Annotated in this window: 19 protein-coding genes; 7 read left to right on the forward strand and 12 right to left on the reverse strand. The window is 62.1% G+C overall.

Annotated features, from left to right (window positions below; translation table 11 throughout):
* The first annotated feature begins 77 nt into the window (after positions 1–77).
* Positions 78–392 carry a quaternary ammonium compound efflux SMR transporter SugE gene (sugE, locus tag RT21_RS05065; protein ID WP_045428610.1) on the forward strand — a complete coding sequence of 105 codons (315 nt, stop codon included), beginning with the start codon at positions 78–80 and terminating at the stop codon, positions 390–392.
* Between the two features lie 58 nt (positions 393–450).
* Here the strand turns inward: sugE and malK are convergent, their stop codons facing one another.
* Positions 451–1,566 carry a maltose/maltodextrin ABC transporter ATP-binding protein MalK gene (gene malK, locus RT21_RS05070; protein ID WP_046161878.1) on the reverse strand — a complete coding sequence of 372 codons (1,116 nt, stop codon included), beginning with the start codon at positions 1,564–1,566 and terminating at the stop codon, positions 451–453.
* A 105-nt stretch (positions 1,567–1,671) separates the two neighbouring features.
* Complete coding sequence (locus tag RT21_RS05075; protein ID WP_046161879.1) at positions 1,672–3,291, reverse strand: alpha-glucosidase; 1,620 nt, start codon at positions 3,289–3,291, stop codon at positions 1,672–1,674.
* Positions 3,292–3,625: 334 nt separating this feature from the next.
* On the opposite strand from RT21_RS05075, the gene RT21_RS05080 reads away from it, so the two are divergent.
* Positions 3,626–4,903, forward strand: a complete 1,278-nt coding sequence (locus RT21_RS05080) for a hypothetical protein (protein WP_046161880.1) — start codon at positions 3,626–3,628, stop codon at positions 4,901–4,903.
* 46 nt (positions 4,904–4,949) lie between these two features.
* On the opposite strand, the gene RT21_RS05085 is transcribed toward RT21_RS05080, so the two are convergent.
* From RT21_RS05085 to malE, 5 genes are all read right to left on the reverse strand, one after another.
* The gene (locus RT21_RS05085; protein WP_046162116.1) at positions 4,950–5,498 is read right to left on the reverse strand and encodes a sugar O-acetyltransferase; all 549 of its coding nucleotides are present in this window, start codon (positions 5,496–5,498) and stop codon (positions 4,950–4,952) included.
* 78 nt (positions 5,499–5,576) lie between these two features.
* On the reverse strand, positions 5,577–8,321 hold the full coding sequence (gene malT, locus RT21_RS05090; protein ID WP_046161881.1) for an HTH-type transcriptional regulator MalT: 2,745 nt from the start codon (positions 8,319–8,321) through the stop codon (positions 5,577–5,579).
* Positions 8,322–8,384: 63 nt separating this feature from the next.
* A complete protein-coding gene (malG, locus tag RT21_RS05095) occupies positions 8,385–9,275 on the reverse strand; it encodes a maltose ABC transporter permease MalG (protein WP_046161882.1) in 891 nt (296 codons plus the stop codon).
* An 11-nt stretch (positions 9,276–9,286) separates the two neighbouring features.
* Entirely contained in the window at positions 9,287–10,852 is a 1,566-nt protein-coding gene (gene malF, locus RT21_RS05100) for a maltose ABC transporter permease MalF (protein ID WP_046161883.1), read from the reverse strand.
* Positions 10,853–10,919: 67 nt separating this feature from the next.
* Entirely contained in the window at positions 10,920–12,107 is a 1,188-nt protein-coding gene (malE, locus tag RT21_RS05105) for a maltose/maltodextrin ABC transporter substrate-binding protein MalE (RefSeq protein ID WP_046161884.1), read from the reverse strand.
* A gap of 259 nt (positions 12,108–12,366) precedes the next feature.
* Between malE and RT21_RS05110 the strand changes: the two genes are divergently transcribed.
* Complete coding sequence (locus RT21_RS05110; RefSeq protein WP_046161885.1) at positions 12,367–14,442, forward strand: alpha-amylase; 2,076 nt, start codon at positions 12,367–12,369, stop codon at positions 14,440–14,442.
* On the opposite strand, the gene RT21_RS05115 is transcribed toward RT21_RS05110, so the two are convergent.
* Positions 14,432–14,764, reverse strand: coding sequence for a thioredoxin family protein (locus RT21_RS05115; RefSeq protein ID WP_046162117.1), 333 nt, complete (start codon positions 14,762–14,764; stop codon positions 14,432–14,434). The two genes, RT21_RS05110 and RT21_RS05115, sit on opposite strands and share 11 nt — an antisense overlap.
* 94 nt (positions 14,765–14,858) lie before the next feature.
* Here RT21_RS05115 and RT21_RS05120 point away from each other — a divergent pair, with 94 nt between their 5' ends.
* The 3 genes from RT21_RS05120 (at position 14,859) to RT21_RS05130 (ending at position 18,809) form a co-directional block, all read left to right on the forward strand.
* Entirely contained in the window at positions 14,859–15,926 is a 1,068-nt protein-coding gene (locus tag RT21_RS05120) for a protein kinase family protein (protein ID WP_046161886.1), read from the forward strand.
* Between the two features lie 512 nt (positions 15,927–16,438).
* Positions 16,439–17,728, forward strand: a complete 1,290-nt coding sequence (locus RT21_RS05125; RefSeq protein WP_046161887.1) for a maltoporin — start codon at positions 16,439–16,441, stop codon at positions 17,726–17,728.
* Between the two features lie 157 nt (positions 17,729–17,885).
* Entirely contained in the window at positions 17,886–18,809 is a 924-nt protein-coding gene (locus tag RT21_RS05130) for a MalM family protein (protein WP_046161888.1), read from the forward strand.
* A gap of 24 nt (positions 18,810–18,833) precedes the next feature.
* On the opposite strand, the gene RT21_RS05135 is transcribed toward RT21_RS05130, so the two are convergent.
* From RT21_RS05135 to RT21_RS05150, 4 genes are all read right to left on the reverse strand, one after another.
* Positions 18,834–20,711 carry an MFS transporter gene (locus tag RT21_RS05135; RefSeq protein ID WP_046161889.1) on the reverse strand — a complete coding sequence of 626 codons (1,878 nt, stop codon included), beginning with the start codon at positions 20,709–20,711 and terminating at the stop codon, positions 18,834–18,836.
* Between the two features lie 97 nt (positions 20,712–20,808).
* On the reverse strand, positions 20,809–21,135 hold the full coding sequence (locus tag RT21_RS05140) for an AzlD domain-containing protein (RefSeq protein ID WP_046161890.1): 327 nt from the start codon (positions 21,133–21,135) through the stop codon (positions 20,809–20,811).
* Positions 21,135–21,848, reverse strand: coding sequence for an AzlC family ABC transporter permease (locus RT21_RS05145; RefSeq protein ID WP_046161891.1), 714 nt, complete (start codon positions 21,846–21,848; stop codon positions 21,135–21,137). The genes RT21_RS05140 and RT21_RS05145 overlap by 1 nt, the downstream gene beginning before the upstream one ends.
* 226 nt (positions 21,849–22,074) lie before the next feature.
* A complete protein-coding gene (locus RT21_RS05150; protein ID WP_046161892.1) occupies positions 22,075–22,641 on the reverse strand; it encodes a GNAT family N-acetyltransferase in 567 nt (188 codons plus the stop codon).
* A gap of 517 nt (positions 22,642–23,158) precedes the next feature.
* On the opposite strand from RT21_RS05150, the gene RT21_RS05155 reads away from it, so the two are divergent.
* Positions 23,159–26,629 carry a hybrid sensor histidine kinase/response regulator gene (locus RT21_RS05155; protein ID WP_046161893.1) on the forward strand — a complete coding sequence of 1,157 codons (3,471 nt, stop codon included), beginning with the start codon at positions 23,159–23,161 and terminating at the stop codon, positions 26,627–26,629.
* The last annotated feature ends 24 nt before the right edge of the window (positions 26,630–26,653 follow it).

Here is a 26,653-nt window from a genome sequence, read left to right on the forward strand (position 1 = left end):
GCCCGCTGAGGACGACCTCAGGCTGTACACACTCACCGGGGACGGCCCCGCCTAATTACCGTCCTGTCGAGGTGCGTATGTCCTGGGTCATTCTGTTTTTTGCCGGTCTGTTCGAGATTGGCTGGGCCGTTGGGCTGAAGTTCACCGAGGGATTCACCCGCCCTCTTCCCACATTGCTTACTGTCGCTGCGATGGCCGCCAGCCTGGGCCTGCTCGGGCTTGCCATGAAGGATTTGCCGCTGGGCACCGCCTACGCCGTCTGGACTGGAGTCGGTGCAGTGGGAACGGTGATCGCCGGCATCGTCTTGTTCGGGGAATCGATGAGCCTGTTTCGCCTCGGCAGCGTGCTATTGATCTGCACCGGACTGCTTGGCCTGAAGCTCAGTCATTGAAGCCGCATGACAGCTGGCCGACCGCCAGCTGTCATGTGCGATTAGCTAAATATCGCGCTCAGCCGAACAGTGCCGGCTCCCGATAGTGCCGGTCACAAGCCTGACCATCGACCCGGAACAGGTGGCATTTGGCGGCCAACAGCCCCGTTGCGTAGGCCTGCCCCACCGCCACGCGGCGGTTACCGTCACTGGCAACCGCCACCATCTCGCCCACGCCTTCGAAGTTCAGATGCAGCAGATTGTGGTCGCCGAGGCGCTCGGCCACTGCAATCTCGCCATGGAAGACGAAATCAGCCTGCTCGGGGTCAACGAAATGTTCTGGCCGAACACCCAAGGTCAGGGCATCGCCTGGAGCAACCTGACTGCCGTCGACAGGTAGCTGTAACGCGCTGCCCCCTGGCATCGCGACCTCCACCGACTCCGCATCGGCGCGTATCACCTTTACCGGCAGGAAATTCATTTGCGGAGAACCGATGAAGCCCGCTACGAACTGGTTCTTCGGATAGTGATACAGCTCCAGCGGCGGCCCGACCTGAGCGATGCGGCCGGCGTTAAGCACGACGATCTTGTCCGCCAGCGTCATGGCTTCGACCTGATCGTGCGTGACATAGATCATCGTGGACTGCAGTCGCTGGTGCAGGCGCGAGATCTCGATACGCATCTGCACGCGGAGAAAAGCGTCGAGGTTCGACAACGGCTCGTCGAACAGAAATACCTTCGGTTCCCGCACCATGGTCCGGCCGATGGCGACGCGCTGGCGCTGACCGCCGGACAGATCCTTGGGTTTGCGATCAAGCATCTGATCGAGCTGAAGAATTTTCGCCACCGAGTCGACGCGACGCTTGATTTCGGCCTTGTCGATCTTCGCCAGCTTCAGACCGAACGCCATGTTTTCCGCGACATTCATATGCGGGTAGAGCGCATAGGACTGGAACACCATGCCCACTGAACGATCCATGGGCGGCAGCTCATTGACCCGCTCGCCATCGATGCGCAGCTCCCCGTCCGTGATGTCCTCCAACCCGGCAATCAGTCGCAACAGTGTCGACTTGCCACAACCGGACGGGCCCACGAACACCACAAATTCGCCGTCAGCAATATCCAGATCGATATTGCGGGTGATAGGGACGTCATCAAAGCTCTTGCAGATATTCCGCAGGGTTACGCTGGCCATTATTGTTGTTCTCCTTCAAACAGCCGCCACGACGCATCGCGGCAAGCGAAACGGGCGACAGCAACCCGGTCGAAACGGACCAGACGCCCGTCTCAACCGACTCGCTCAGCCAAGCCGGCGTGCAAATCCGAATCCATGCGCCGGCAAATGTACGCCGTGCCCCTCGAAAACGGCTGATGCCGAGGGCACGTCGAGGCCTTCGACCGGAGCCGACAGATCAAAGTGCCGTGCGCTATCGCCCATATTGAACAGACATACCCAAACCTCATCGTCCAGGCGGCGCTCGTACACCAACAGCGCATCGTCATGGTAAACGGTGCGCATACTGCCTTCGATCAACAAGCGCTGGTCCTGACGCCATGCAAGAAACCGGCGATAGATGCTGAGCATCGAATTCGGGTCCTGCTCCTGGGCGGCCACCGACATCGGCAAGTGACGATCGGCCATCGGCAGCCAGGGCTGTTCCCGGCTGAAGCCGCCGTGCTGGTCCTGATCGTGCCAGGGCATCGGCGTGCGGCAACCGTCGCGGCCCTTGAATTCCGGCCAGAAGCGAATGCCGTAAGGATCGACCAGCTGCTCGAATTGCAGCTCGGCCTCATCCAACCCCAGCTCCTCGCCCTGATAAAGGCACACGCTGCCGCGCATGGTCAGTAGCATTGCCATGAACATGCGGCCGCGCGCCAGATCGGGTTGGTTGGCCAGCGCCCAGCGACTCATTACCCGCACCACATCGTGGTTGCCGATGGACCAGCACGGCCAGCCGTCTACCAACTCGCGTTCCACGCAGTCGATGGTGTGCCGCAGAAAACCCGGGCTGCACTGTTCGGTCAGCAGATCGAAGGAGTACGCCATGTGCAGCGTGTCGCTGCCTCCCGTGTAAGCGGCCATGGTGCTCAACGAATGGTCGCAACCGATTTCGGCCACCGTGGCGCTGCCCGGGTAGCGTTCCAGCAACTGGCGAATACGCCGCAGAAAGTCGAGGTTTTCCGGCTGGGTCTTGTCGTACACGTGCTTCTGGAAGGCATAAGGATTGTCGGCGCGAACGCCGATGCTGCCTTCGCGAATGTCATGGTTCGGCGGGTTGTCGCGCAGTTCGCGGTCGTGAAAATAGAAGTTCGCCGCGTCCAGACGGAAGCCGTCGACGCCGAGTTTCAACCAGAACTCCATGTCCTCGAGCAGCTGTTGCTGCACCGCTTCGCAATGGAAGTTGAGGTCTGGCTGGCTGGAGAGGAAGTTGTGCAGGTAGTACTGCTTGCGGCGGCTGTCCCAGGTCCAGGCGGCACCGCCGAAGACCGACAGCCAATTGTTGGGCACGGTGCCGTCGTCTTTCGGATCGGCCCAGACGTACCAGTCGGCTTTGTCGTTGTCGCGGCTCGAGCGGCTTTCCTTGAACCAGGCGTGCTGATCGGACGAGTGATTGAGTACCTGATCGATGAGGATGCGAATGCCGCGCGCATGAGCAACGTCGATGACCTGTTTGAAGTCTTCCAGCGTGCCAAACAGCGGATCTACGCCGCGGTAATCGGACACGTCGTAGCCGAAGTCCTTCATGGGCGAGGTGAAGAACGGCGACAGCCAGATGGCATCAACGTTGAGGCTGGCGATGTAGTCGATCTTCTCGACCACACCGAGCAGATCGCCGACCCCGTCGCCGTTGCTGTCGAAAAAGCTGCGCGGGTAAACCTGATATATGACGCCGCCGCGCCACCAGTCATTGCGATTCATACAACCAACCTTCGATGTTTGGGGAACACGCCGCCACTCTAGGTGCGTCATCCCGCCGCAACATCCTCCCGGCAGCGTAATACCGAGGCGTATGGCTCGGGCGTAGAGGCGGCCGGAGCGGGGGGCGTAGAGCGGGCCGCCGGGAGTCGCATATAGCCGCGCCCGTCATTCGTCATAAAAATGTCGACAAACAAGCGAATCGACACTTATCTGTCACGAGCGGCATTTAGGATCGATGCAGTTCCAGGACTGATCCGCAGTAGCCGCCGCCCAGCAGACCTGCGCAGCCGCCCAGTCAGGAGCGACACGCATCCAAAATCCATGGAGAGATGAAATGTTCAAGTGCAAGCCCCTCGCAGCCGCCATCATCGCGATTCTGGCCACTCAGGCTCACGCCCAAGACAACAGCGCAGAACAGAATCAGACCGGTGCCGACAACATTGTCGAAGTGACTCAGACTGGTGGTCAGGACAACATTTCCTACCAGGCCCAGACCGGCGCCAGCAACGACGGCATGGTGACCCAGACTCAGGCCACGATGTCCGATGCCGTGCAGACGCAAACTGGCGACCTGAACCGCGCGGACATCGTGCAGTCCTCGACCGTGCAGAGCGAAGCCATCCAGCTGCAAAGTGGCGACAACCATGATGCGAGCATTGTCCAGAGCGACTCCACCGGCGCCACCGCTCGCCAGTACCAGGAGGGCAGTTTCAATACTGCGTACACCGAGCAGACCGCCGCTGATCTGAGCACCGCTGTGATCGATCAGAACGGCAACGACAACTTCGCCGAATCGATCCAGACCAACACAGAGCTGAGCGTTTCGGAACAGCGTCAAGTCGGCAACGACAACACCTCGCTGGTCTGGCAGGAAAATGGCGCGCGCAACGACGGCGTGGTTAATCAGGAAGGCAACGACAACGACGCCACTGTTTATCAGATGGACGTTTCTGACTCCGTGGCTAATATCGACCAGCAGGGTGATATGCAGGTCGCGTCCGTCACCCAGGAAGGCGCCGAGCATAGCGCTGATATCCGGTCCAACGGCCTGCAGAACGAAGCCTACATCGACCAGAGCGGCTCGCTGCAGACCGCGTCGATCTTCCAAGACGGCACCGCCAACAGCGCCGACATCTTCCAGGCTGGCGATAGCAACACCGCCAGCACCGAGCAGACCGGCAACAACAACTATGCCATCGTCGATCAAGACGGCAGCATGATGACTGCTTCGCTGCAGCAGAACGGGCAGTTCAACGAGGCTTACGTCACTCAGGAAGGCACCGATCAGCTGATCGACTTCGCCCAGGATGGCTCTGACAACCTGCTCACCGCCAACCAGAGCGGCAACGGCAACGAGCTGACCGGTTCCAGCTACGGCGACAACAACCGCGTGGACGTGATGCAGGGCGGCGACCTCAACGTGGCCGACATCCAGCAGATCTATGGCTCGGACAACGAAGTCAGCCTGACCCAGGACGGCCAGGACAACATGGCCACCGTGCTTCAGGGCGGCGTAGGCAACCAGGCGATGCTGATGCAGAGCGGCATGGGCGACTCGGCAATCGTTTCGCAGATGGGCTCGGGCAACATGGCCACCGTGACTCAGCAGTAAGCAGTGCCGGCAGCCGGCCCAGCGCCGGCTGCCATTCTCACGTCTATCAGCGACTACGGGCCGGATTGCCTACGACTGTCGTCCCCGCCGCCACATCCCGAGTCACCACGCTGCCCGCTCCGATCACGGCGTCATCGCCGATGGTTACGCCCGGCAGGATGATCGCGCCACCGCCAATCCAGACGTTCTCCCCAATCACCACCGGACGGCCGAATTCCAGGCCGCTGCGGCGCTCTTCCGCGCTTCGTGGATGGTCCGCCGCGTAAATCTGCGTAGCTGGCCCGATCTGCGTCCCCGAACCGATGCGCACCTCGACCACGTCGAGAATCACACAGTTGAAGTTGAAGAACACATCGTCGCCGAGGTGAATGTTGTAGCCGTAGTCGCAATGAAACGGCGGCCGGATCACAGCGCCTTCGCCTACGCTTCCTAAAAGCTCTTTCAGCAAGTTACGGCGCACCGCCGGTGTTTCGCCGAGCGCTGCGTTGTAACGCACCATCCAGGCTTTGGCGGCGGCTTGATCAGCCTGCAACTCGGCGTCACCGGGCCGGTAGAGTACGCCGGCGAGCATCTTCTGTTTTTCGGTCATCGGCATGTCGGGCTCCACTGGAATGAACTGACGCATTCGGCCTTGGACCGGCCGGATGCGCAATCGCTCGTCGAACCGCCGCGGTTACTCGCCCTGGATTTTGCTCAGCAGGCTGCGGGCCAGCTGCACGGCCTCGTTGCGATGGGTGATGTTGAGCTTCTGATACAGGCTGCGGATGTGCGTTTTGATCGTCGTCGGCGCGACATTCAGGTGTTCCGCGATCTGCTCGTTGGACTGCCCCGCGTGGATCAGGCTCAGCACTTGCCACTCTCGGCGGGTCAGCGGCGAATGGCGAATCAGCTCGGGCACATCCGGGCGGTTGATGATGTCCTGAATCACCGCTTCGTCGAGGGTGATGCGAATCGCCCGGCTGAAGTCGCGCTGCTGCTGCGCCAGCTGTATCAGGCGATCGGCACGCTGCGCTTCGAGTTCATCGAGCCGACGTTCATGCTGCAAGGCCTTGAGCATGGCGATCAGCAGCTTACCGACACGCAGAAAGCTGCCGATGGCACCCGTGCTGCTCGCCAGGGTCAACGCCAGCTGCAGGTTATCCAGCGCCTGCTGACGCTCTTCCCGCAGCCAGTGCAGTTGCGCAAGCAGGATGTGGTTGCGGTTCAAGTCCATGATCAAGCCGTGCTGCTCCGCATCGATTTGCAGCTGCCTGAGGATCGGCAGCGCCTTGTCCGGCTGCTTCAGCGAAAGGTGGGCTCGCGCGTGGTTGCGGCCGTTGTACTGGGCGAAGTGATTGAGGCCGCGCTCGAGCGCTGGCGCCGTCAGCAGCCATTGCTGGATCGCGGTCTTGTCCTGGGTGGAGTCCCAGTAGCTGAGCATTACCGCATGGGCATTGGCGAGCCAGTCGACATGGTAATTGTCGTCAGCGAGCATGCTCTGGATCTTGCCTATGTAGTCCGCGCAGGCGCTCTGCTGGCCGCGCGCATGGGCGATCCCGGCCAGCAGCGCGTAACACTGCAGCAGCCAGCGGTCGCCGACGTCTTCGAGTATCTGGATGCCCTGCAGCGCGCACTGCTCGGCGGCATCCAGATGGTGCCACTCAAGCAGCACCTGACCACGCACGCGGTAGATGAACTCCATGATCGGGGTCGCCTGCAGGTCGGCCTGTTCGACGTACTGGATCGCCCGTTCCTGCAGCGAATAGGCCTTCTGTAGATAGCCCTGGGCAATGGCGATTTCGGAAAGCTGGCCGAGATTCCATACCACCAGGTGCGAGGCGCGAATCTCGCGGGCACGGCGTTCGGCCTCTTCATACTGCTTCTGCGCCTGCGGTAGCAGGCCCTGAACGAAATGCGCCTCGGCCAGGCCCGAGAGGGCTGCGACCTTCGAGGTGCGCATGATTAATGGCTCACGTACCAAGGCTTCCCGTGCCAGGGCGATTGCCTGTTCTTCATCACCACGGTTCATGGCGACCTGAGCGCGAACGGCGTTGAATTCGCCAACGATGCGCGCCCAGTCGTCTTCCGAACAGCTCTGCTGCAGGGCCTCTTCGCCGGCCTTGAACCAGCGCTCGACCTGATCGAACTGATAGGAGTTCTGTGACACCCAGGCCTGCAGCAGGGTCAACAGCGGCGAGCCGGCGATAACCGCCTCCGGCAGTGTTTCCAGGCATTGCTGCAGCAGCTCAAGGCGGCCCTGACGGTAGAACTGCCGGCCGTGACGCTCCAGCACTTCGCCGACGCGGGTCGGGCAGCCGGCCTGTACCGCATGCCGCGCCGCCTCTTCCGGCAGGTTTTCCGCCATCAGCGCTTCGGCCGCACGCAGGTGCAGATCGGATAGCCGCTGAGGCTGATGGGTGCGCAGTTCGCCCAGCACAAAGGTGGCGAACAATGGGTGGTAGGCATACCACTGACGGAGGCCATCCAGCGACTGCAGGAAGAGCCCGTTACGCTCCAATTGCTCGAGCATCCCGCGAGCATTGCTGCCCTGAGTCAGTCGGTCGGCCAGTGCTGCGTTGAAGCGATCCAGCAGACAGGTCGCCTGGAGGAAATCCAGCGTGCTTGCGCCCAGGTTGGCAACGACCTGCTCGCGCATGTAATCGCGAATATACGGATGACCGAGCTGCAGGTTTTCCAGAAACGGATCCATACCACGGCCCGTCTGCACTTCCTGCAGAACCAGCTGCAATGCGCACGGCCAGCCGCCGATACGCCGGTTCAAGCGCTCGACCTGCTCGCGGTTGATCGAAACCGGCAGGCCCAGATCCAGCAGCGCCTGAACTTCGTCGGTTTCGAAGGCCAGATGCTGAGCGTCAACGGTAAGCAGCTGATGCTTGACCCGTAGATCCGCCACGCCCAGTTCCGGCAGGCCGCGACTGCAGACGAGTAGCGTCATCCAGCTCGGCATGTTGCGCAGGAAGAAGCGCAGCGCAGCGATGACTTCTGCGGTGTACAGCGTTTCGAAATCATCCAGTACCAGCAGCAGCGGTTCGTGCTCGCCCGGCAATTCGGCCAGCAGATGCGTAAGCAGCGTATCGAAAGCCTCCCGGCCCTGACCGGCCAGCAAGAGGCTGCGGGGACACCCATGCTCCAACTGAGCGTCGAGGGCGTGAAGCAGATAGCGGCCAAGCTGCAGCGGATCATTGTCGCCCGGATGCAGCTGCAACCAGGCGACACGGCCCTCGAACGCCCTTGCCCACTGGCACGCCAGGGTCGTCTTGCCGAAACCGCTCGGTGCGTGCAGCACAGCCAGCCGCACCTCGCCAAGACGCTGAAACCACTCGTCAAGGCGTGGCCGCGCCAACAGACCGCGCGGCAGCAGCGGCATGTTCAGCTTCGCCGGTATCAGCGGCAAGGGTGCAGGTATTGCGGCGTTCATGGTCGTCTCCCGTTGTTCGTTCCCTGTTCGGGTGTCGTGACGCATCGAGCTGTCCTGGGTCGATTACCCCTTTACGCCTCCGGCTGTGAGCCCGCCGACGATCCACTTCTGGCAATACAGGAACACCGCGGTGATTGGCAGTCCGGAGAGCACCGCCGCCGCAGCGAAGTCGCCCCAGAGGTAGTTCTGGTCGTAGAGATACTGTTGCGCACCGACCGACAAGGTGAGCTTGTCTACATCCATCAACAGCACCGAGGCAATGGGGTATTCGGTGACACTGGTGATGAAGGCGAGGATGAACACCACCGCCAGAATCGGCACGCTCATGGGTAGCAAGATGTGCACGAAGGCCTGCCAGGTGGTGGCGCCGTCGACGATGGCCGCTTCTTCCAGCGAGCCGTCGATGCTCTCGAAGTAGCCCTTGATGGTCCAGATATGCAGCGCCATGCCACCCAGCGAGGCGATGATCACGGCGCCGTGGGTGTTAACGCCCAGCCAGCTGATGTGCTCACCGAGCTGATCGAACAAGGCGTAGATGGCCACCAGCGTCAGTACTGGTGGAAACATCTGGAAGATCAGCATGCCCTTGAGAATCGGACTCTTGCCACCGAAGCGCAGCCGCGCAAAGGCATAGGCGCTGGTGGTCGAAAGCATGAGGATCAGCAGCGAGCTGATCAGCGCGATCTTCATCGAGTTCCACAGCCAGGTCAGCACAGGGAACGGCGGGTTGCTGACTTCGCCATTTTCATGGACGTAAGGGATGCCCAGCGCCAGCGACCAATGCTCCAGCGTTGGATTGTCCGGCAGCAGACTGCCAGTGGCGAAGTTGCCCTCCCGGAAGGAGATCGACACCACCATCAGCAGTGGGAACACGATCAGCGCCACAAAGGCGAGCAAGCCTGCGTGCGTCAGCCAGAGGCGGTATTTGACGGATTTCGGTTGAACCATGGCCATGTGCGTAATCCTCAGACCTTCACTTTCGAGAGCTTCAGGTTCAGCCAGGCCATGGCGCCGACGACGATGAAGATCAGCGTGGCGATGGCGGCGGCCAGGGCGAAGTTCTGCCCCGAATCCTGGAAGGCGATGCGGTAGGTGTAACTGACCAGCAGATCGGTGGTGCCTGCCGGAGTCGTGGTGCCGAGGATGTCGGGCCCGCCACGGGTCAGCAGCGTGATCAGCACGAAGTTGTTGAAGTTGAAGGCGAAGCTTGCGATCAGCAGCGGCGCCAGTGGCTTGATCAGCAGCGGCAGTGTGATCTTCAACAGATTGTCGACTGGCGTCGCGCCGTCCATTGCCGAGGCCTCATAGAGGTCGCGCGGAATCGCCTGCAGCAGCCCCATGCACAGCAACAACATGTAGGGATAACCGAGCCAGGTGTTGACCATCAGGATCATGCTGCGCGCTAGGGTCGGGTCACTGAACCAGTCCGGCCGCACCCCGAACAGGCTGTCGAGCATCAGGTTGATCTCACCGAAGCTCTGGTTGAACAGACCTTTGAACACGAGGATCGAGATGAACGCCGGCACCGCGTACGGAAGAATCAACATCAGCCGGTAAAACGCCTTGCCGCGAACCATCTCCCACTGCAGCAGGCTGGCCAACACCAGGCCGACCGCAAGGGTGAAGACCACCGTCAGCGCGGCGAAGCACACCGTCCAGACGAAGATCTGCAGAAACGGGCCGCGAATCTTCGGATCGGTCAGCACCTTGGCGAAATTGCTCCAGCCGGCATAGACCGTATAACCCGGCGCGACCTGCTGCCCTTCGGCATCGACATAGAAGCCGATCTCATCGTTGGCCGTAAGGCGTTCACCGGTCTGGTTGTTGACCAGAGAGCCGTCGTCGCGCAACCGGTACAGCGGCTCCACCGCGGCGACTTCGCGCAGCCCATAAAGGCGCAGCAGCTGACCTTCATGGCCGCGCATGACCCACTGTTCCAGTTGCTTGCGCTGGCGGATCACATCACGCAACGGCAAGGCCGCACCCAGCTTTTCGACCTCGGCTTCCCGGCTCATGCCAAGCGGCTCGCCCTCAACCGGCTGACCTGCCAGCGGAGCGGAAACCCAGACGCCCTGCTCGCCACGGTCGACCCGCAGGCGCATCTCACCGGCATCGTTCTGGTGCAGGCTGAAGCCGAAGCGTTCGCCTGCAAGGTAGGTCTGATTGAGGTGGTAGCGCTGCGCCTGCTCGAAACTCAGCAGGTTGGTGCCGCTGTAATTGGTGAAGCCGATGCCCACGGTGTAGAGCAGCGGGAAGATCACGAACACCAGCATCCCCGCTACCGCCGGGAATATGTAGCGATGGGCGTAGGCACGGCGGTTGATGAACACGAAACTGGCGATTCCGGCGACCACCAGCCCGAGCAGAGCGAACACAGTTTGCCCCTGCGCATAGAGTGCGATGATCAGGTACAGGGCAAAAGCGTTGCACAGCAGCCAGAGGCCCCAACGCATCGCAGCTGGCAGCTTGGGTATCGACAGTTTCGGCACGGCGCGGCCGGGCATTTCGGCAGGAACATTCACGGCGGACATCGGAATCTGGGCCTCAGGGCGCGCAGCCGAAGACGCAGGCGTCTCCAACTGCGGCTGTGGGTTGTCGTTATTTGACGATGCGTTTGGCGGCGTCATCCAGGGCGGCATCCACAGTTTGGCGACCGGAAGTGATGTTCGTCAGGGCAGGCTCCATGGCTGACCAGAACACGCCCATCTGCGGAATGTTCGGCATCGGACGGCCCTGCTGGGCGCTTTCGAAGGTGGCCTTGATCATCGGGTCATCCGAAAGCTCGGCCATGTATTCCTTGTTCACCACCGCGCCCAACGGCACGTCAGCGTTCACAGCTTTGAGGCCATCCACTTCCAGCAGGTAGTTTTCCAGGAATTCGACCGCCAGCGCCTGGTTCGGACTGGCGGCGTTTAGCGTTGCCGCCATCACGCCGGAGAACGGCTTGCTCGGGCTATCGCCTACCGCCGGGATCGGCGCCACGCCAAAGTCGATGCCGCTCTTCTTGATGTTCGACCAGGCCCAGGGGCCGCTGATGAACATCGCCGTATCGCCTTTATTGAAGGCGGCCTCTGCGGCGCTGTAGTCGGCGCCCTTGGGCATCACGCCCTCGTCGATCAAGCGTTTGAGGACGGCTGCGCCCTGCTTGGCGCCCTCGTTATTGACGCCGGTCTTGCTGACGTCATAGCCCGAGCCGGTATCTTCGAAGGCATAACCGCCGTTGGCGGCCAGCAAGGCCCAGGTGAAATAGGTGTTGTTGTAGTCCCAGAGGATTGCGCGCTTGCCGTCGGCGGCGAGCTCCTTGTTCATCGCCAGGACTTCTTCGAAGGTCTTGGGCGGGGTCGACACCAGGGCCTTGTTGTAGATCAGCGCAGGCGCTTCGACCGCCATTGGATAGCCCCACAGCTTGCCGTTGTAGCTGACGGCGTCCCAGGCGAAGTCAGCGACTTCCTGCTTGGTCTCGGCGCTGGGTGTGACGGGGGTGATCAGGCCGCTCTGGGCCCACTCACCGAGGCGATCGTGCGCCCAGATGAAGATGTCCGGGCCATTGCCGGTGGCGGCGGCCTGCTGGAATTTGTCCGTGGCTGCATCGGGGTGTGCCACTTCGACGGGAATGCCGGTTTCTTCAGTGAACTTCTTGCCTACCTCGGCCAGTCCCTTATGGCCTTTGTCGCCATTGATCCAGACGACCAGCTTGCCTTCTTCGATGGCGGCCTGGACAGACAGCGGCAGGCTCAGGGTTGCGGAGAGACCGATCGCGGCCGCTGCAAACAGCTTTTTATTCATGTAGGTATTTCCTCGTGGCTTCTTATTTTTGATCCACAACGTTCTGCGTGCCGTCTGACGGTCTCGCAGTGCATCCATACTCGCCCCGCCAGTGGGCGAAGACATCCTCCCCGAAGGGAGGATGAGGGGCGTAGAAGCAGGGCGTAGTTTTGCATTCGCACTGCACCCGCAGAGCCCTCGAATCGCCCTTACTCAGCCTGCACGGGTCGACGAAAACAGGCTTGAATAACGCCTCTTCCCCGCCAAGCCGGAGCCGGACATGCGCCCTCTGCCGCCCCTTAGTCCACCTATCCTAGCCCTTTGTTTCGGACTGCTCGCACCCGTTATACAAGCGGAACCGCAAGTCCCTATCAGACTGAACGGTCAGCCTCTGCAACCGGCCTGGGAAACGCTAGCCGAGGATCGCTTCGCGGCTGAGCTGGAGCTAACCAAAGGCACCCTCGAACTGGGTACTGGCGAGGCCGAACAGAAGCCGCTCAAGCCGTTTCAACGCCACGCGCTGAACGCCGGCGATCGCTTCGATTTCGATGTAGTGAAACCGGGGCGCTACCGCCTGCTGGTGCAGACGGGCGATGACGCTAACCTGCGGTTGTTGCCCAGTCGCCAATCGCAGGAGCCGGTCGAGCAGGTCTGCCAACCATGGAATGGCGAAGCCGTACAGGTTCCGGTCGCTGGGGTATTCGAGGATGGCCAGCGATTGCGCGACGCTTACAGCGGCAACACGACCATCGTGAAGGACGGCAAGGTCGAACTGACCCCGGCACCCGGCAGCAACGGCTTACTGCTGATCGAGGCCGCCGAGGCGCGCCCGGAACGGGCGCGAGACTGGCGCAACGCGACCGTCTATTTCGCCCTGACCGACCGCTTCGCCAATGGCGACCCGAACAACGACCGTAGCTATGGCCGTGAGCCCGACGGCGCTCAGGAAATCGGCACCTTTCATGGTGGCGATCTCAAAGGGCTGACCAGCAAGCTCGATTACCTGGCCAAGCTGGGCGTGGACGCGCTGTGGATCAGCGCCCCCTATGAACAGATACACGGCTGGGTCGGTGGCGGCGATAAAGGCGACTTTCGCCATTACGCCTACCACGGCTATTACGCATTGGATTACACCCAGCTGGACGCCAATATGGGCACCGAATCCGACCTGCGAGAGCTGATCAAGCAGGCACATGCCCGCGGCATCCGCGTGTTGTTCGACGTCGTGCTCAATCACGCTGGCTACTCCACCCTGGCGGACATGCAGCAGTTTGGCTTTGGTGGCCTGCGAGACGGGATGGCGCAATACCTGCCCGAACGCTGGACCGCTTGGCAGCCAGAGCCCTACGAGCACCTGCACGCCTACCACAATCTGATCGATTACGATCACCCGGCCTGGTCTCGCTGGTGGGACAAGGATTGGGTGCGCGCCGGTATTGCCGACTACCCGGTGCCACCGAGCGTTCTGGTGGACCCGCTGAAAGGGTCGCTGGCGTTCTTGCCTGACTTTCGCACCGAATCAGAAACACCAGTTCGCCTGCCTGAATTTCTTCGTCACAAGCAACCCACCCGCGCCGTCGAACGCGACGGTTACCGCGTACGCGATTACCTCAACGAGTGGCTGACGACCTGGGTGCGCGAATTCGGCGTCGACGGTTTTCGCGCCGACACCGTCATGCACGTCGAGCCGACCGCGTGGGCGCAGCTGCGTCAGCAGGCGGACCAGGCCCGGCGCGATTGGTCTGAAGCCAATCCAGACGACCCGCTCGCAGGTGAGCCGTTCTGGATGGTGGGCGAAGTCTTTGGCCACGGGCCGGAAATCAGCGATTACCAGAGCAACGGCTTCGATGCGCTGATCAACTTTGCCTTCCAGCAGGAGGTCGCCGGAGCTGCCAGCGATTGCCTGGTCCGGGCCGACAAGAGCTACGGGCATTACGCCAGGCTGCTGGCGGACAATCCCGGGCATAACTTCATGAGCTATGCCTCATCCCATGACACCGCGCTGTTCAGCGCGCAGCACGACCTGGAGCGTCAACGCGGCCTTGCCAGCGCGCTTCTGCTGAGCCCCGGCGCCGTGCAAATCTACTACGGCGACGAGAGCGCCCGCGCTTTCGGCCCCACCGGCTCCGACCCCTACCAGGGCACACGGTCAGATATGAACTGGAGCGAGCACACCAAACCCGAGATCGCTGCGCTAATCGATCACTGGCAACGAATCGGTCAGTTCCGCGCACGGCATCCAGCCATTGGCGCCGGCCGGCACCAACAGCTTTCAGATCAGCCCTACGCGTTCTCGCGGGTACAGGGCAACGACAGGGTCGTCGTGGTGCAGGCGGGGGCTCTGGTCAATCGCTGAGCGGATTGGTGGCCTGGGCAGCTGCATCGCCGACCACCTTGGCGTCGGTCGGCCGCACCACTCGGGCCAGCTCCTGACCGAGACGCACGAAGACCAGAGTTGGCCAGAGCTTGACGCGATAGCTGCGCCCAAGTGGGCGTCCCGGACCGTCCTCGACCTTGATGTGGTTGATCTGCGGATACTCGGCCAGCGCCCGCTCGATGTGCGGCTCGGCAGAGCGGCAATGTCCGCACCAGTTGGTGCCGAAGTCGAGCACCGTTACCCCGTCGAGCGAGTCGACCTCGGCCCGCGTGATGGTTTCAGTCTTGTACACATCGGCCATGTTCACCTCCACGTCTGTTCTCCTATCGACCCCGACACGCCGCGACCGATCCATGCAATCTCATCCATAGCGCACCCTGTGCGGAGACCTCGCCATGAACACGTTGAACACGCGCCAGCAAGCGCAGCTGGCTTTCATCGCCAGCAATGCCGAACTGGAAGTCGGGCACCCGGACGATTGTCCGCTACCGCTGGCAACCCTGGCGACCACCGACGGCAGCGAAGACTACGTCAGCCGCGTACTCTCCGGCGGGCTCACAGCGCATGTCTACCGGATCGAGGCGCAGGGTCGGAGCTGGACGCTCAAACGCGCCCGCGAGAGGTGCCTGGTGCAGAACACTGATGGCCAGACGTCCTTTCTCAATGAGGTGCAACGCCGTGCGGACTTGCGCGAGCTCAAGCGCGACCCGATTCTCGGCGAGCGGCTGGTCGGCATCGTCGACACCTGTTATGGAAGCTATCGCCAAGGCGTACTGCTTTCGCCCTGGATTGAGGGCGACCCCATCGCGGTCTGGGACGAGCGACAGCTGACGCAGCTGTTCGAGATGCTGGTGGCATTGTTGCTCGGCGGGCTGTTCGAATGGGATCTATGTCCCGGCAATACATTGGATGACGGCCACGTGCGGCTGTTCGACTTCGGCTATATGTACCGCTTCGACCCACTGCGTCAGTTCAACAGCAACGGCACCGAAATGCCTCAATTTCACGCCGCCGAGCGCTTCGAGACGCGCCAATACTTCGCACATCTTTTAACACTGGAGCAACGGGAGGAGCCGCTCGCGCTGGCCGCGTTTGCGCTGGAGAAACGCATCGCCCTGGAGGCATATGGGCGCCTGCACATGGAGCTTGATGCGCGCGGCGCCAGTTCGACAGTACTCGACTGGTTGGCCGGCATCATTGGTGAATGGAAGCACGCAATGCGCGGTGATCTCGAAGCGCTGTACCTGAAGGAAGCCTGGCGTTCGCATTGGCTCGATCTGCACGATGACCTCAGCGGCCAGACCTGCACCGCCTCGACTCTTGCGCGCATTGGCTGGCTGGAGCGCACCACGCGCGAGCGGCATGGCGACCTGCAGCGATTGCTACCCGTCGAGCCACAACGACAGCTAATAGAGGAGTTGCGGCGGGCACGACAGCTGGCCGAGCGCTGGCAGATCGCCTAGTCAAATTGCGGCCGGGCATGGGCAACCGAATAGGGAGCCGGGCCCGAACGGGCCCGGCAGGCAAGCGTTATAAACGCCCTACGGTTGTCGCGCCTTCGGCACTGGTCACCCGGTTATTGGCGCCCGTTGTTGTGAGCACCCGACACGATTACCGGCAACCCCGGAAACCGGATGCAACGGCCAATGCGAACCTCATTGGCCGGTCCAGCCTGCGCCGGTGATTGCGCTGACCATACCTCCCCCCACGGTTTTTCCCGGGCTTAGTGGCCAGGCGTAATGGGCACTGCTGCGCGTGCTCGTCTCCCTCCTCCCCCGCTACGCCCCACCGCTCCGCCTCAAAAAAGATCGGTCGGGAGGATGTCGCGAATGTCGCCGATCCGCAGGCTTTCGGTCGCCACCAGCCCAATTCGGCGCAGCAACCCGGGCAGTGGCAAACACCGACAGCTGCCGTGGACCAGCCGGCCGCAGCTCGCCGGCCGCACAGACCAACAACAAAAACAAAGGACTTCGCGATGAACCCCCAACGATCCGTACGTCTTCTGCAACCGACCCTGCTTTGCACAGCCCTCATAGCGGCAATGCCCTCGCATGCGGTGGATTTTCACGGCTATTTGCGCTCAGGCGTCGGCACCACCGTTGGCGGTGGCGACCAGGCTTGCTTTCAGGCAGCCGGCGCTCCCGCCAAGTACCGCCTGGGCAACGAGTGCGAGACCTATGCCGAGATCGGTCTCGGCCAGGAAGTCTGGAAGGAAGGCGAACAGAGCTTCTACGTCGACACCATGATCGCCTACAACTCGCGGCAGGCGAATGACTGGGAAGCAACCCGCACCGACACCGATGGCGATGCCAATAACCCCTTTGATGAGAGCGGCGACGTCGCGATCCGCCAGTTCAACGTGGTCGGTCACAACCTGATCGAGAGTCTGCCGGGCGCCGACATCTGGGCTGGCAAGCGCTATTACAAGCGCCACGACGTGCACATCAACGACTACTACTACTGGGACGTATCCGGCCCCGGCGCCGGCATCGAAGACATTGATCTGGGCTTCGGCAAGGCCAGCATCGCCTGGATGCGCAATACCGACGGTGAGTGGACTTATCAGGGCTCGGGCACCGGCACCAACCTGGCCAACGACACCCTGGACTTCCGCATCGGCGAGATCGACGTCAACCCCAACGGCAAGCTGGAGATCGGTTACGACTACGGCAAGGCCAACCTGACCGATTTCCAGGAACGTGACGATGGCTACCAGGACCAGAAAGGTCACCTGGTTACGCTCGAACACACCCAGGCGGGGTGGTTCGGTGGCTACAACAAGCTCGCCGTTCAATACGGCACCGACGGCATCATCGCCACCAGCGGCCGCAACAACACCGGCAACAGCGACGGCGACATGCTGCGCCTGGTCAACCAGGGCGTGGTCGGCATTACCGATAACATCGAGATGATGTACGTCCAGATTTATGAAGACCGCGACTTCGACAACGAGTCCGGCCAGCAATGGCTCTCCTTCGGTGTGCGCCCGGTCTACAAGTGGACCGACGTCATGAGCACCGCGCTGGAATTCGGCTATGACCGAATCGACCCGCAGGCCGATGGCGAGCGCAGCCGCGACCTGAAAAAACTCACCCTCGCCCAGCAGTGGTCAGCTGGCCGCAGCTTCTGGGCACGTCCGCAGATTCGCGTGTTTGCCACCTATGCCCAGTGGGACGGCGGCCGCTATCAGGCCGCTAGCGAATCCATCGACGCGGGTGAAGACGACGGTCTGACCTTTGGCGTCCAGGCCGAAGCCTGGTGGTAATCGCCTGAGGTGCGGCGAGGCGTAGCGGTGTTCTCCTTCCGTATCGCCCGCTGCTATCGGCATGCACTGCATGTTCCGCTCCCACCGTTTTGGCGGTGTTTTACCCCGACCGTGGCTGGTCGGGGTCTTTTTTCGATTGGCGACTGGAGTTGCCCTTATGAGCTATCTGAGAACTTCCCTGCTTGGCTTCGCCATTACGCTGGCTGCCGGATGCGGTAGCGAACCCCTGCGCCGAGTGGACGCGCTGACCCATACACCCGCGCAGCTGGAACAGCCTGCGAGCACTGCCCGTCAGGCGCTGGCTAAGGCATCGATCTGCTGCGACACGATCGCTGATTTTCCCTTCCAGCCACTTCCCACGAGCTTCAACGGGAACGCGACGCTCGACGCCTCGGCGCCGGCGTATCGCTTTGACAATGGCAAGAGCTTTTTCCGCGCCTTTGCATTGCCCAAAGACAGCAAGTCCTTCGAGATCCGCCTCTACAGCCAAGCCGGTAAGACCGTTTTGGCCCCCAGCGTGATGCTGCTCGACAGCCGCTTGCGGCCCACCCGCATTCTGGATGCGGATGACTTCACCTATGCCCCCGCTTCCGGCCTTAAAGGCGACAGCCTGGACGCGCGGCTGCGCATCGATCGCACCTACCTGAACAACCCGGGCAACGAGTACTACCTGGTGCTGTATGCAGACGGAGCCCAGCTAGACGGCCAAACGGTGCTTGAGCACCCGGCCAAGGCCTACGCCAGGGCGCTGGGTAATGAGCCACCGAGCCTGCCCGACCCGGTTGCGCAGCATTCACCTACTGGCGTCGTGAAGATGGTGCTTATCGAGGACAAGGTCGCCGGTCAGCAGGCCAATACCTATGTGCCTTCCTATAGCATCGGCCGCGAAATGGGTAACGATTTACCGCCAGTGCCCGCACCGGCAGTTCTGCCGGAAACCCAGGCGTACTACCGGCAGGGCATCGACGCAGCGCTGGCGAGCAAGGACCTGGAGCGCGCGCTGCGCCTGGCCGACGAGGCTGCGCGGGTCGGCGATGCCAGCGCCAAGGCCTATCTGCTGGAGAGGATCGAGATCAAATAGACCACACGACACGGCGACCTGCGCTCAGCGCCGGTCGCCGCGTAACAGATTGACCTGCGCCTGCAACTGCTGACGGCTGGCTTCGCTCGCGGCGACAGGCGAACTGGCGATCAGGTCCACCTGCGACCAGATCCGTCGGAAGAAGCCCTTGTCTGGATCGCGACTGAAAAAACTACCCCACAGCCCACGCAGCGCCATCGGCACCACGGGCACCGGGTTCGCCTCGAGGATGCGCTCAACACCCGCCTTGAACTCGTTGATCTCGCCGTCGGTGGTGAGTTTGCCTTCGGGAAAGATGCACACCACTTCGCCATTGCTGAGGTAGTGGCTGACGCGCTCGAACGCCTCGGTATAGATCGCCTCGTCTTCATGACGCGCAGCGATGGGCACCGCGCCCGCCGTGCGAAAGATGAAGTTCAATACCGGAATGCGGAAGATCTTGTAGTACATGACAAAGCGTACGGGCCGGCGCACCGCTCCAGCGATCAGCAGCGCATCGACATAGGACACGTGGTTGCAGACCAGCACTACCGGACCCTCCTCGGGAATCGCGTCCAGTCCCTGATGGCGCACCCGGTACATGGAGTGGCCGAGCAGCCACACCAGAAAGCGCATGCTGAATTCCGGCACGATGCTGAAGATGTAGGCGCTGACCGCCACGTTCATCAACGACACCACGAGAAACAGCTGCGGAATAGACAGCTCCGCGACACTCAACAGCAGGATGGCGACCAGCGCCGACGCGACCATCAACAGCGCATTGAGGATGTTGTTTGCGGCCACCACCCTCGCCCGCTCATGCTCCGGCGTGCGCGCCTGGATCAACGCGTACAGCGGCACGATATAGAAGCCGCCGAACACACCGATGCCAAGCACCGAGGCAAGAATCCACCAGGCCTGACCGATGCCCAGCAACGCCAGCCAGTCATGAGGCATCGCAGCCTGCGGAAAGCCGCCCGACCACCACCACAGCAGCAAGCCGAACAGCGTCAGACCAAAGGAGCCGAACGGCACCAGCCCGATCTCCACCTTGTGGCCGGATAGCCGCTCGCAGAGCAGCGAGCCAAGAGCGATACCGACCGAGAAGACCGTCAGGATCAGCGTGACGACAGTTTCGTCGCCATGCAGCAGATCCTTCGAATAGGCCGGGATCTGGGTCAGGTAGGTCGCGCCAAGAAACCAGAACCACGAGTTGCCAATCAGCGAGCGCGACACCGAAAGGCGCTGCCCCAGCCCCATCCGCAGGATCGCGCCGGTCTGACGAAACAAATTCCAGTCCATCTCAAGCGACGGCAAGGACGCACCGGTTACAGGCACTGCTCGACTGGCGAGGTAACCGGCAACCGCCACCAGCACCACGCTGCCGGCGACCAGTTGAGCGTAGCCTTCGCTGGCCATCATAACGCCCGCGGTGATGGTGCCGGCGAGGATAGCCAAAAAGGTGCCCATCTCCACCAGCGCGTTGCCGCCGACCAGTTCGTGGTTCTCAAGCAGCTTCGGCAGCACCGAGTATTTGACCGGCCCGAACAACGCGGACTGAGTCCCCATACAGAACAGCACGGTCAGCAGCAACGGCAGGTTGCCCAACAACAAACCGGCCGCACCGCCGAGCATGATGAAAATCTCGCCAGCTTTGATCGCCCGGATCAGCCGCTCCTTGGCGTACTTCTCGCCCAGCTGGCCGCCCAGCGCCGAGAACAGAAAGAACGGCAGGATGAACAGCAGCGCGCACAGATTGATCAGCAAGCTGGTGTCGGCATTCGAGCCGATCTTGTAGAGGATCGCCAGAATCAGCGACTGCTTGAACAGGTTGTCGTTGAAAGCGCCCGATAGTTGCGTCAGAAAGAACGGCAGGAAGCGCCGCTTGCCGAACAAGGTGAATTGCGAGTGAGGCTTGGTCATCGATCCGCTTCCATGGATAAGACGTCGGCTATTTGAGTCTTAAGGGTCCGGTAAAGGCACAGCACTGCCATGCCCGTATCGCGGACTGGGCAGCCCATCACAGGGGCAACTGCCCGAACGCCCAGCGCAACAGAAAAAAGAACAGCAGCCCGCCCGCGATGGTCGCCAGCAAGTTTCGGGTCAAGGCCGCAATCAGGATCGACAGCACACCCGCCAGCAGGTAGGCGTTGTGCCAGTTCATTGCCCATTCGCCGGCTGGCATCAACATCCCTGGCACTACGATGGCGGTCAACACCGCGACGGGTACGTAATGCAGCCCCTGCTCCACCAGGCGCGGAAAGCGCAGGTTGGGCCAGGCGAAGAAGCTGTATCGAGTCAGAAAGGTGATCACCAGCATTCCCAAGATCAGCAACCAGATCTGCATCAGCACGCCTCCGCTTGAAGCTGGCGCTCGGCCCGTCGCTCGAGCCAGACGCCAACGATAATGCCGGCCAGCGCTGCGGCGATGAGGCCGAGCTTGTAGGGCAGCTCCCAAGTCAGCAGCGCGACGCCCGCTGCCACCAGCGCTGATGCCACCTGCGGGCGGGTGCGCATCATGGGTACGGCAATGCCGATAAAGGTGGCAATCATGGCGAAGTCCAGGCCCCAGCTGGCAACGTTGGGCACAGCCTGGCCAAAGGCGATACCGGCAAGCGTCGCCAGCTGCCAGCTCAGATACATGGTCAGGCCAGCGCCGAGGAAGAACCAGTGTTTGTACGGTGAAGCATCATCGCGAGCATAACGATGCTGGATAACGGCAAAGGCTTCATCGGTCAGCCAGAACGCCAGCGGCACGCGCCAGCGGCTCGGCAAATGCCGGACGAAAGGCTGCATCGAAGCGCTATAAAGCGCATGCCGCAGGTTGACCACGAAGGTCGTGAGTAACACCACCGCTGCACCCACGCCACCGGTAATCAAGGTAATGGCGATGAATTGCGCCGAGCCGGCGAACACCAGCGCGGACATACCCATGGCCTGCCAGCTAGACAACCCTGCACCAATAGCCAGCGTTCCGAAAATGATGCCAAAGGGAATGGCGCCGACGATAAGCGGCAGGATATCGCGGCAGCCATGCAAGAACTCTTGCGAGCGGGACATCGGGGCTCCTTAGATATGCACCGCAAACGATGATGAGCTACGCACCGCCGTCTTGGCCGGAGCATAGGGAAAGGTTGAAGACAAGCTGATGAACGCTGACGCAGCGTTCCTGAAGGGACCCAACATTACCCCAAGTCGAGCCCCGAGGGCGATGGCCGGCATATTGGGTTTTGGTTGCCCAGGCCGAAATCAAAGGCCGAACCGGGCCCGACCGGCTCAGGCGGTTTCAGCGCGTGGCAGGCTCGAGCAAGCGCTTGACGGCCGACCATTCGCGGTCGGTGATGCTGTACAGCACGGTGTCATCCAGGCGGCCATCGGCGAGTCGCCGGTGATTGCGCAAGAGTCCTTCACGCTGTGCACCCAGCTTTTCGATCGCGCGCTGGGAGCGCATGTTGCTTGCCGCCGTCTTCAGCTGCAGGCGCACCAGGTGCCAGTCTTCGAAAGCATGTTTGAGCAGCAGGTGCTTGATCGAGCCGTTGAGGCCGCTGCCATGCTCGGCCTTGTCGATCCAGGTCCAACCCAGTTCTGCGGCAGGCAATGCCGGGTTGAAGTCGGCGAAGCGGGTCGTACCCACGATGCGCTCGGCCATGCGCAGGGTGAACACTACGGCGCGACCCCGGCGTTGTTCGGTCACGGCCAGGCGATACCAATCGGGGCGCAAGGGCCCGTTCAGGTAGATCAGTTCGTCGCGGTTGTGCTCGGCCAGTTCAACCAAGGCCGGAATGTCGGCTTCTACCAGCGGCTCCAACCGTAGGGCGCCCCGCTGCAAGGTGACCGGACCCGGCGTGAACATCAGTTTTTTCTCCAGACTTGAACGGAATGAGGCCCTGTTGTGATCGCAGAGGCAGCAGTAAGTGCCCCGGTCATGAATGGGCCAGCGCGACGTGGCCAATCGGGCATCAGTCTAGTGGCTCGCTTCGGATCAACGGCACCCGGACCGCGCGGAACCTGCAAATCACCAGACCCGGCATGCAGATTGTCTAGCGCAGTGCTTTGCGGCGGACTCAGTCGTGTTTGCCCAGCTCATGCGACCATGGTCGCAGCCGCAACACGCCGCCCCGTTTTACTGCGAAACTTTACCCTTTCAAGTCTTCAACGAGCGGTAGCTTCCGGCCATCGAAACCTGCTGAGCCTGGGCAGCCCCAAGCACCATCCCGGTAGTCACCATTCATTGGCTGTCCCTGACTCGCAGCTTCAGTGGTCAGGCTACCTACCGGCGACGGTGAGCGCTGCCCGGCCTGGCATGGATCGACCACTCTGTGGAAACGGCCAGGCTGAAGCCCGCTTACTTATGTACATCTGGAGTTCGCATGTCGTTGTCCGGTGGGCTGATTGCGCTGGTCGCCCTCACTTATATGGCCGTGCTGTTTGCCATTGCCTTTTACGGGGATCGCAACCGCAGCCAGTTGTCGCCGCGGGTTCGTGCCTGGGTTTATAGCCTGTCGCTGGCGGTCTATTGCACCAGCTGGACCTTCTTCGGCGCGGTCGGCCAGGCGGCTGAACAACTCTGGGCCTTCTTGCCGATCTACCTTGGTCCGATTCTGCTGATGCTGCTGGCGCCGCAGGTCATCCAGAAGATGATCATGATCAGCAAACAGGAAAATATCACTTCGATTGCGGACTTCATCGCCGCGCGCTATGGCAAATCGCAACCGCTGGCGGTGGTGGTGACGCTCATCTGCCTGGTCGGCGTGCTGCCCTACATCGCACTGCAGCTCAAGGGCATCGTCCTCGGCGTGAACCTGCTGGTGGGCAATGAGGGCGAGGCCGCGGCCGGCTCCGGCGCGCAGGACACCGCGCTGATCGTATCGATGGTGCTGGCGCTGTTCACCATTCTGTTCGGCACCCGAAACCTGGACGTGACCGAGCACCACCGCGGCATGGTCCTGGCCATCGCTTTCGAGTCGTTGGTCAAGCTGTTTGCCTTCCTCGCGATCGGTGCCTTCGTCACCTTTGGTCTGTTTGATGGGTTTGGCGACCTGTTCAACCGGGCTCACGATGCCCCCGAACTCTCGGAGTTCTGGCAGGAAACGGTGAACTGGCCAGCCATGATGGTGCAGACCACCGTCGCGCTGATGGCCATCGTTTGCCTGCCACGCCAGTTCCACGTGACGGTGGTGGAAAACATCGAACCGCACGATTTTCGCCTGGCCCGCTGGGTGTTCCCGTTGTACCTGGTACTGGCCGCCGTGTTCGTCATTCCGATCGCCCTGGCTGGCCAGCTGCTGTTACCCAGCGGCGTCAGCCCGGACTCCTTCGTGATCAGCCTGCCACTGGCCGAGTCCCATCCTGCCCTGGCGCTGCTGGCGTTCATCGGCGGCGCGTCGGCCGCGACCGGCATGGTGATCGTGGCCAGCGTGGCGCTGTCGACCATGGTGTCCAATGACATGCTGCTGCCCTGGTTGTTGCGTCGCAAGGAAGCCGAGCAACCTTTCGAAGTGTTCCGCCACTGGATGCTCTCGGTGCGCCGGATCAGCATCGTCGCGATCCTGCTGCTGGCCTATGTCAGCTATCGCCTGCTGGGCTCCAGCGCGAGCCTGGCGACCATCGGCCAGATCGCCTTTGCCGCGCTCACGCAGTTGGCCCCGGCCATGGTCGGCGCGCTGTATTGGAAACAGGCTAACCGCCGCGGTGTGTTTGCTGGCCTCACCGCAGGCGGACTGATCTGGCTTTACACGCTGATTCTGCCGCTGCTCGGCTGGCCGCTGGAGATGTTTCCTGGCCTGCAGTGGATGTACACAACCGATCTGCCATTCAATACCAGCGCGTTGACGCTTGGCGTCACCCTGTCGCTGGTGGGCAACGCGACGCTGTTCTTCTGGGTGTCAATCCTGTCGCAGACACGTGTCGCCGAACACTGGCAGGCCAGCCGTTTCATCGGACAGGAAATTCACCCCACGGCCAGCAGCCGCCGGCTGCTGGCCGTGCAGGTCGAGGATCTGCTCCTGCTGGCCTCACGTTTCGTCGGCGCCGAGCGCGCCGAACTCAGCTTCCAGCGCTTTGCCCGGCGCCACGGCCATGATTACTCACCCCGGCAGCAGGCCGACGGTCAATGGATCGCCCATACCGAGCGATTGTTGGCCGGTGTGCTGGGCGCCTCGTCCACCCGCGCCGTGGTCAAGGCCGCGCTGGAAGGCCGCGACATGCAGGTCGATGACGTGGTGCGCATTGTCGGTGAAGCATCGGAAGTGCTGCAGTTCAACCGCGCGCTGCTGCAGGGCGCGATCGAGAATATCACTCAGGGCATCAGCGTGGTCGACCAGTCGCTAAGGCTGGTGGCCTGGAACCACCGCTACTTGGAAATGTTCGAGTACCCGGACGGGCTGGTCTACATTGGCCGACCCATCGCCGACATCATCCGCTACAACGCCGAACGTGGCCTCTGCGGACCTGGCGACCCGGACACCCACGTGGCCAAGCGGCTGTACTGGATGCGCCAGGGGCGCGCGCACACCTCGGAGCGCACGTTCCCTAACGGCCGGGTGGTCGAACTGATCGGCAATCCCATGCCCGGCGGCGGCTTCGTCATGAGTTTCAGTGACATCACCGCCTACCGCGACGCCGAACGCGCCCTCAAGGACGCCAACGAAGGCCTCGAGCAGCGCGTCAGCGAGCGCACCCATGAATTGTCCAAACTGAACAAGGCGCTGACGGCCGCCAAGAGCGCGGCCGAGGCAGCCAGCCAATCGAAGACGCGTTTCCTTGCCGCGGTCAGCCATGACCTGATGCAGCCGCTGAATGCGGCGCGACTGTTTTCCGCCGCCTTGTCACACCAACACGATGCGCTGCCAGCGGAAGCGCGGGATCTGGTTCGGCATCTGGACAGCTCTTTGCGCTCGGCCGAAGACCTGATCTCCGACCTGCTCGATATCTCGCGCCTGGAAAATGGTCGCATCACCCCCGACCGCAACCCCTTCCCGCTTGCGACCCTGTTCGACACGCTGACCACGGAGTTCACCATGCTCGCCGCCGAACAAGGCGTCGATTTCAGGGTGCATGGCAGCCGACTACGGGTCGACAGCGACATCCGCCTGCTGCGCCGGGTGCTGCAGAACTTCCTCACCAATGCCTTCCGCTACGCCAAAGGTCGCGTGGTGCTAGGGGTGCGCCGCCAGGGCTCCTCCTTGCGTCTCGAAGTCTGGGACCACGGCCCGGGCATCGCCGAAGACAAGCTGCGAGTGATCTTCGAGGAGTTCAAACGGCTGGACAGCCATCAGACGCGCGCCGAGAAAGGCCTGGGACTGGGTCTGGCGATTGCGGACGGCTTCTGCCAGGTCCTCAACCATCCGCTGGCGGTTCGCTCCTGGCCCGGCAAAGGAAGTGTATTCAGCGTGACGGTACCGATCGCCAGCCAGGTGCTCCGACAGGTCACCAGCAATGGCAATGGCGAAGCGCAGCAAACCGCTCTGACCGGCATCCAGGTGCTGTGCATCGACAACGAAGACAGCATTCTGGTGGGCATGAACAGCCTGTTGTCGCGCTGGGGTTGCCAGGTCTGGACGGCCAGTAACCGGGCCGAATGCGAGGCACTGCTGCGTGAGGACGTGCGCCCACAACTGGTGCTGGTCGACTACCACCTGGATCACGGTGAGACCGGCTCGGAGCTCATGGCCTGGCTGCGCACCCGCCTCGGCGAGCCGGTGCCCGGAGTGGTGATCAGTGCAGACGGACGTCCGGAGCTGATCGCGGCGATCCATGCGGCGGGGCTGGACTTTCTCGCCAAACCGGTCAAGCCGGCAGCGTTGCGCGCACTGATGAGCCGCCACGTTCCGCTGCATTGACGTTGCGTTGCGTCAACGCAAACC

Origin of the sequence: Pseudomonas sp. 10B238 (assembly GCF_000970615.1) — a bacterium.
Taxonomy (GTDB): domain Bacteria; phylum Pseudomonadota; class Gammaproteobacteria; order Pseudomonadales; family Pseudomonadaceae; genus Stutzerimonas.

Coding starts and splice junctions, on each gene's coding strand:
- sugE (WP_045428610.1), top strand. CDS start 78: ATGTCCTGGGTCATTCTGTTTTTTGCCGGTCTGTTCGAGATTGGCTGG.
- malK (WP_046161878.1), bottom strand. CDS start 1,566: ATGGCCAGCGTAACCCTGCGGAATATCTGCAAGAGCTTTGATGACGTC.
- RT21_RS05075 (WP_046161879.1), bottom strand. CDS start 3,291: ATGAATCGCAATGACTGGTGGCGCGGCGGCGTCATATATCAGGTTTAC.
- RT21_RS05080 (WP_046161880.1), top strand. CDS start 3,626: ATGTTCAAGTGCAAGCCCCTCGCAGCCGCCATCATCGCGATTCTGGCC.
- RT21_RS05085 (WP_046162116.1), bottom strand. CDS start 5,498: ATGCCGATGACCGAAAAACAGAAGATGCTCGCCGGCGTACTCTACCGG.
- malT (WP_046161881.1), bottom strand. CDS start 8,321: ATGAACGCCGCAATACCTGCACCCTTGCCGCTGATACCGGCGAAGCTG.
- malG (WP_046161882.1), bottom strand. CDS start 9,275: ATGGCCATGGTTCAACCGAAATCCGTCAAATACCGCCTCTGGCTGACG.
- malF (WP_046161883.1), bottom strand. CDS start 10,852: ATGTCCGCCGTGAATGTTCCTGCCGAAATGCCCGGCCGCGCCGTGCCG.
- malE (WP_046161884.1), bottom strand. CDS start 12,107: ATGAATAAAAAGCTGTTTGCAGCGGCCGCGATCGGTCTCTCCGCAACC.
- RT21_RS05110 (WP_046161885.1), top strand. CDS start 12,367: ATGCGCCCTCTGCCGCCCCTTAGTCCACCTATCCTAGCCCTTTGTTTC.
- RT21_RS05115 (WP_046162117.1), bottom strand. CDS start 14,764: ATGGCCGATGTGTACAAGACTGAAACCATCACGCGGGCCGAGGTCGAC.
- RT21_RS05120 (WP_046161886.1), top strand. CDS start 14,859: ATGAACACGTTGAACACGCGCCAGCAAGCGCAGCTGGCTTTCATCGCC.
- RT21_RS05125 (WP_046161887.1), top strand. CDS start 16,439: ATGAACCCCCAACGATCCGTACGTCTTCTGCAACCGACCCTGCTTTGC.
- RT21_RS05130 (WP_046161888.1), top strand. CDS start 17,886: ATGAGCTATCTGAGAACTTCCCTGCTTGGCTTCGCCATTACGCTGGCT.
- RT21_RS05135 (WP_046161889.1), bottom strand. CDS start 20,711: ATGACCAAGCCTCACTCGCAATTCACCTTGTTCGGCAAGCGGCGCTTC.
- RT21_RS05140 (WP_046161890.1), bottom strand. CDS start 21,135: ATGCAGATCTGGTTGCTGATCTTGGGAATGCTGGTGATCACCTTTCTG.
- RT21_RS05145 (WP_046161891.1), bottom strand. CDS start 21,848: ATGTCCCGCTCGCAAGAGTTCTTGCATGGCTGCCGCGATATCCTGCCG.
- RT21_RS05150 (WP_046161892.1), bottom strand. CDS start 22,641: ATGTTCACGCCGGGTCCGGTCACCTTGCAGCGGGGCGCCCTACGGTTG.
- RT21_RS05155 (WP_046161893.1), top strand. CDS start 23,159: ATGTCGTTGTCCGGTGGGCTGATTGCGCTGGTCGCCCTCACTTATATG.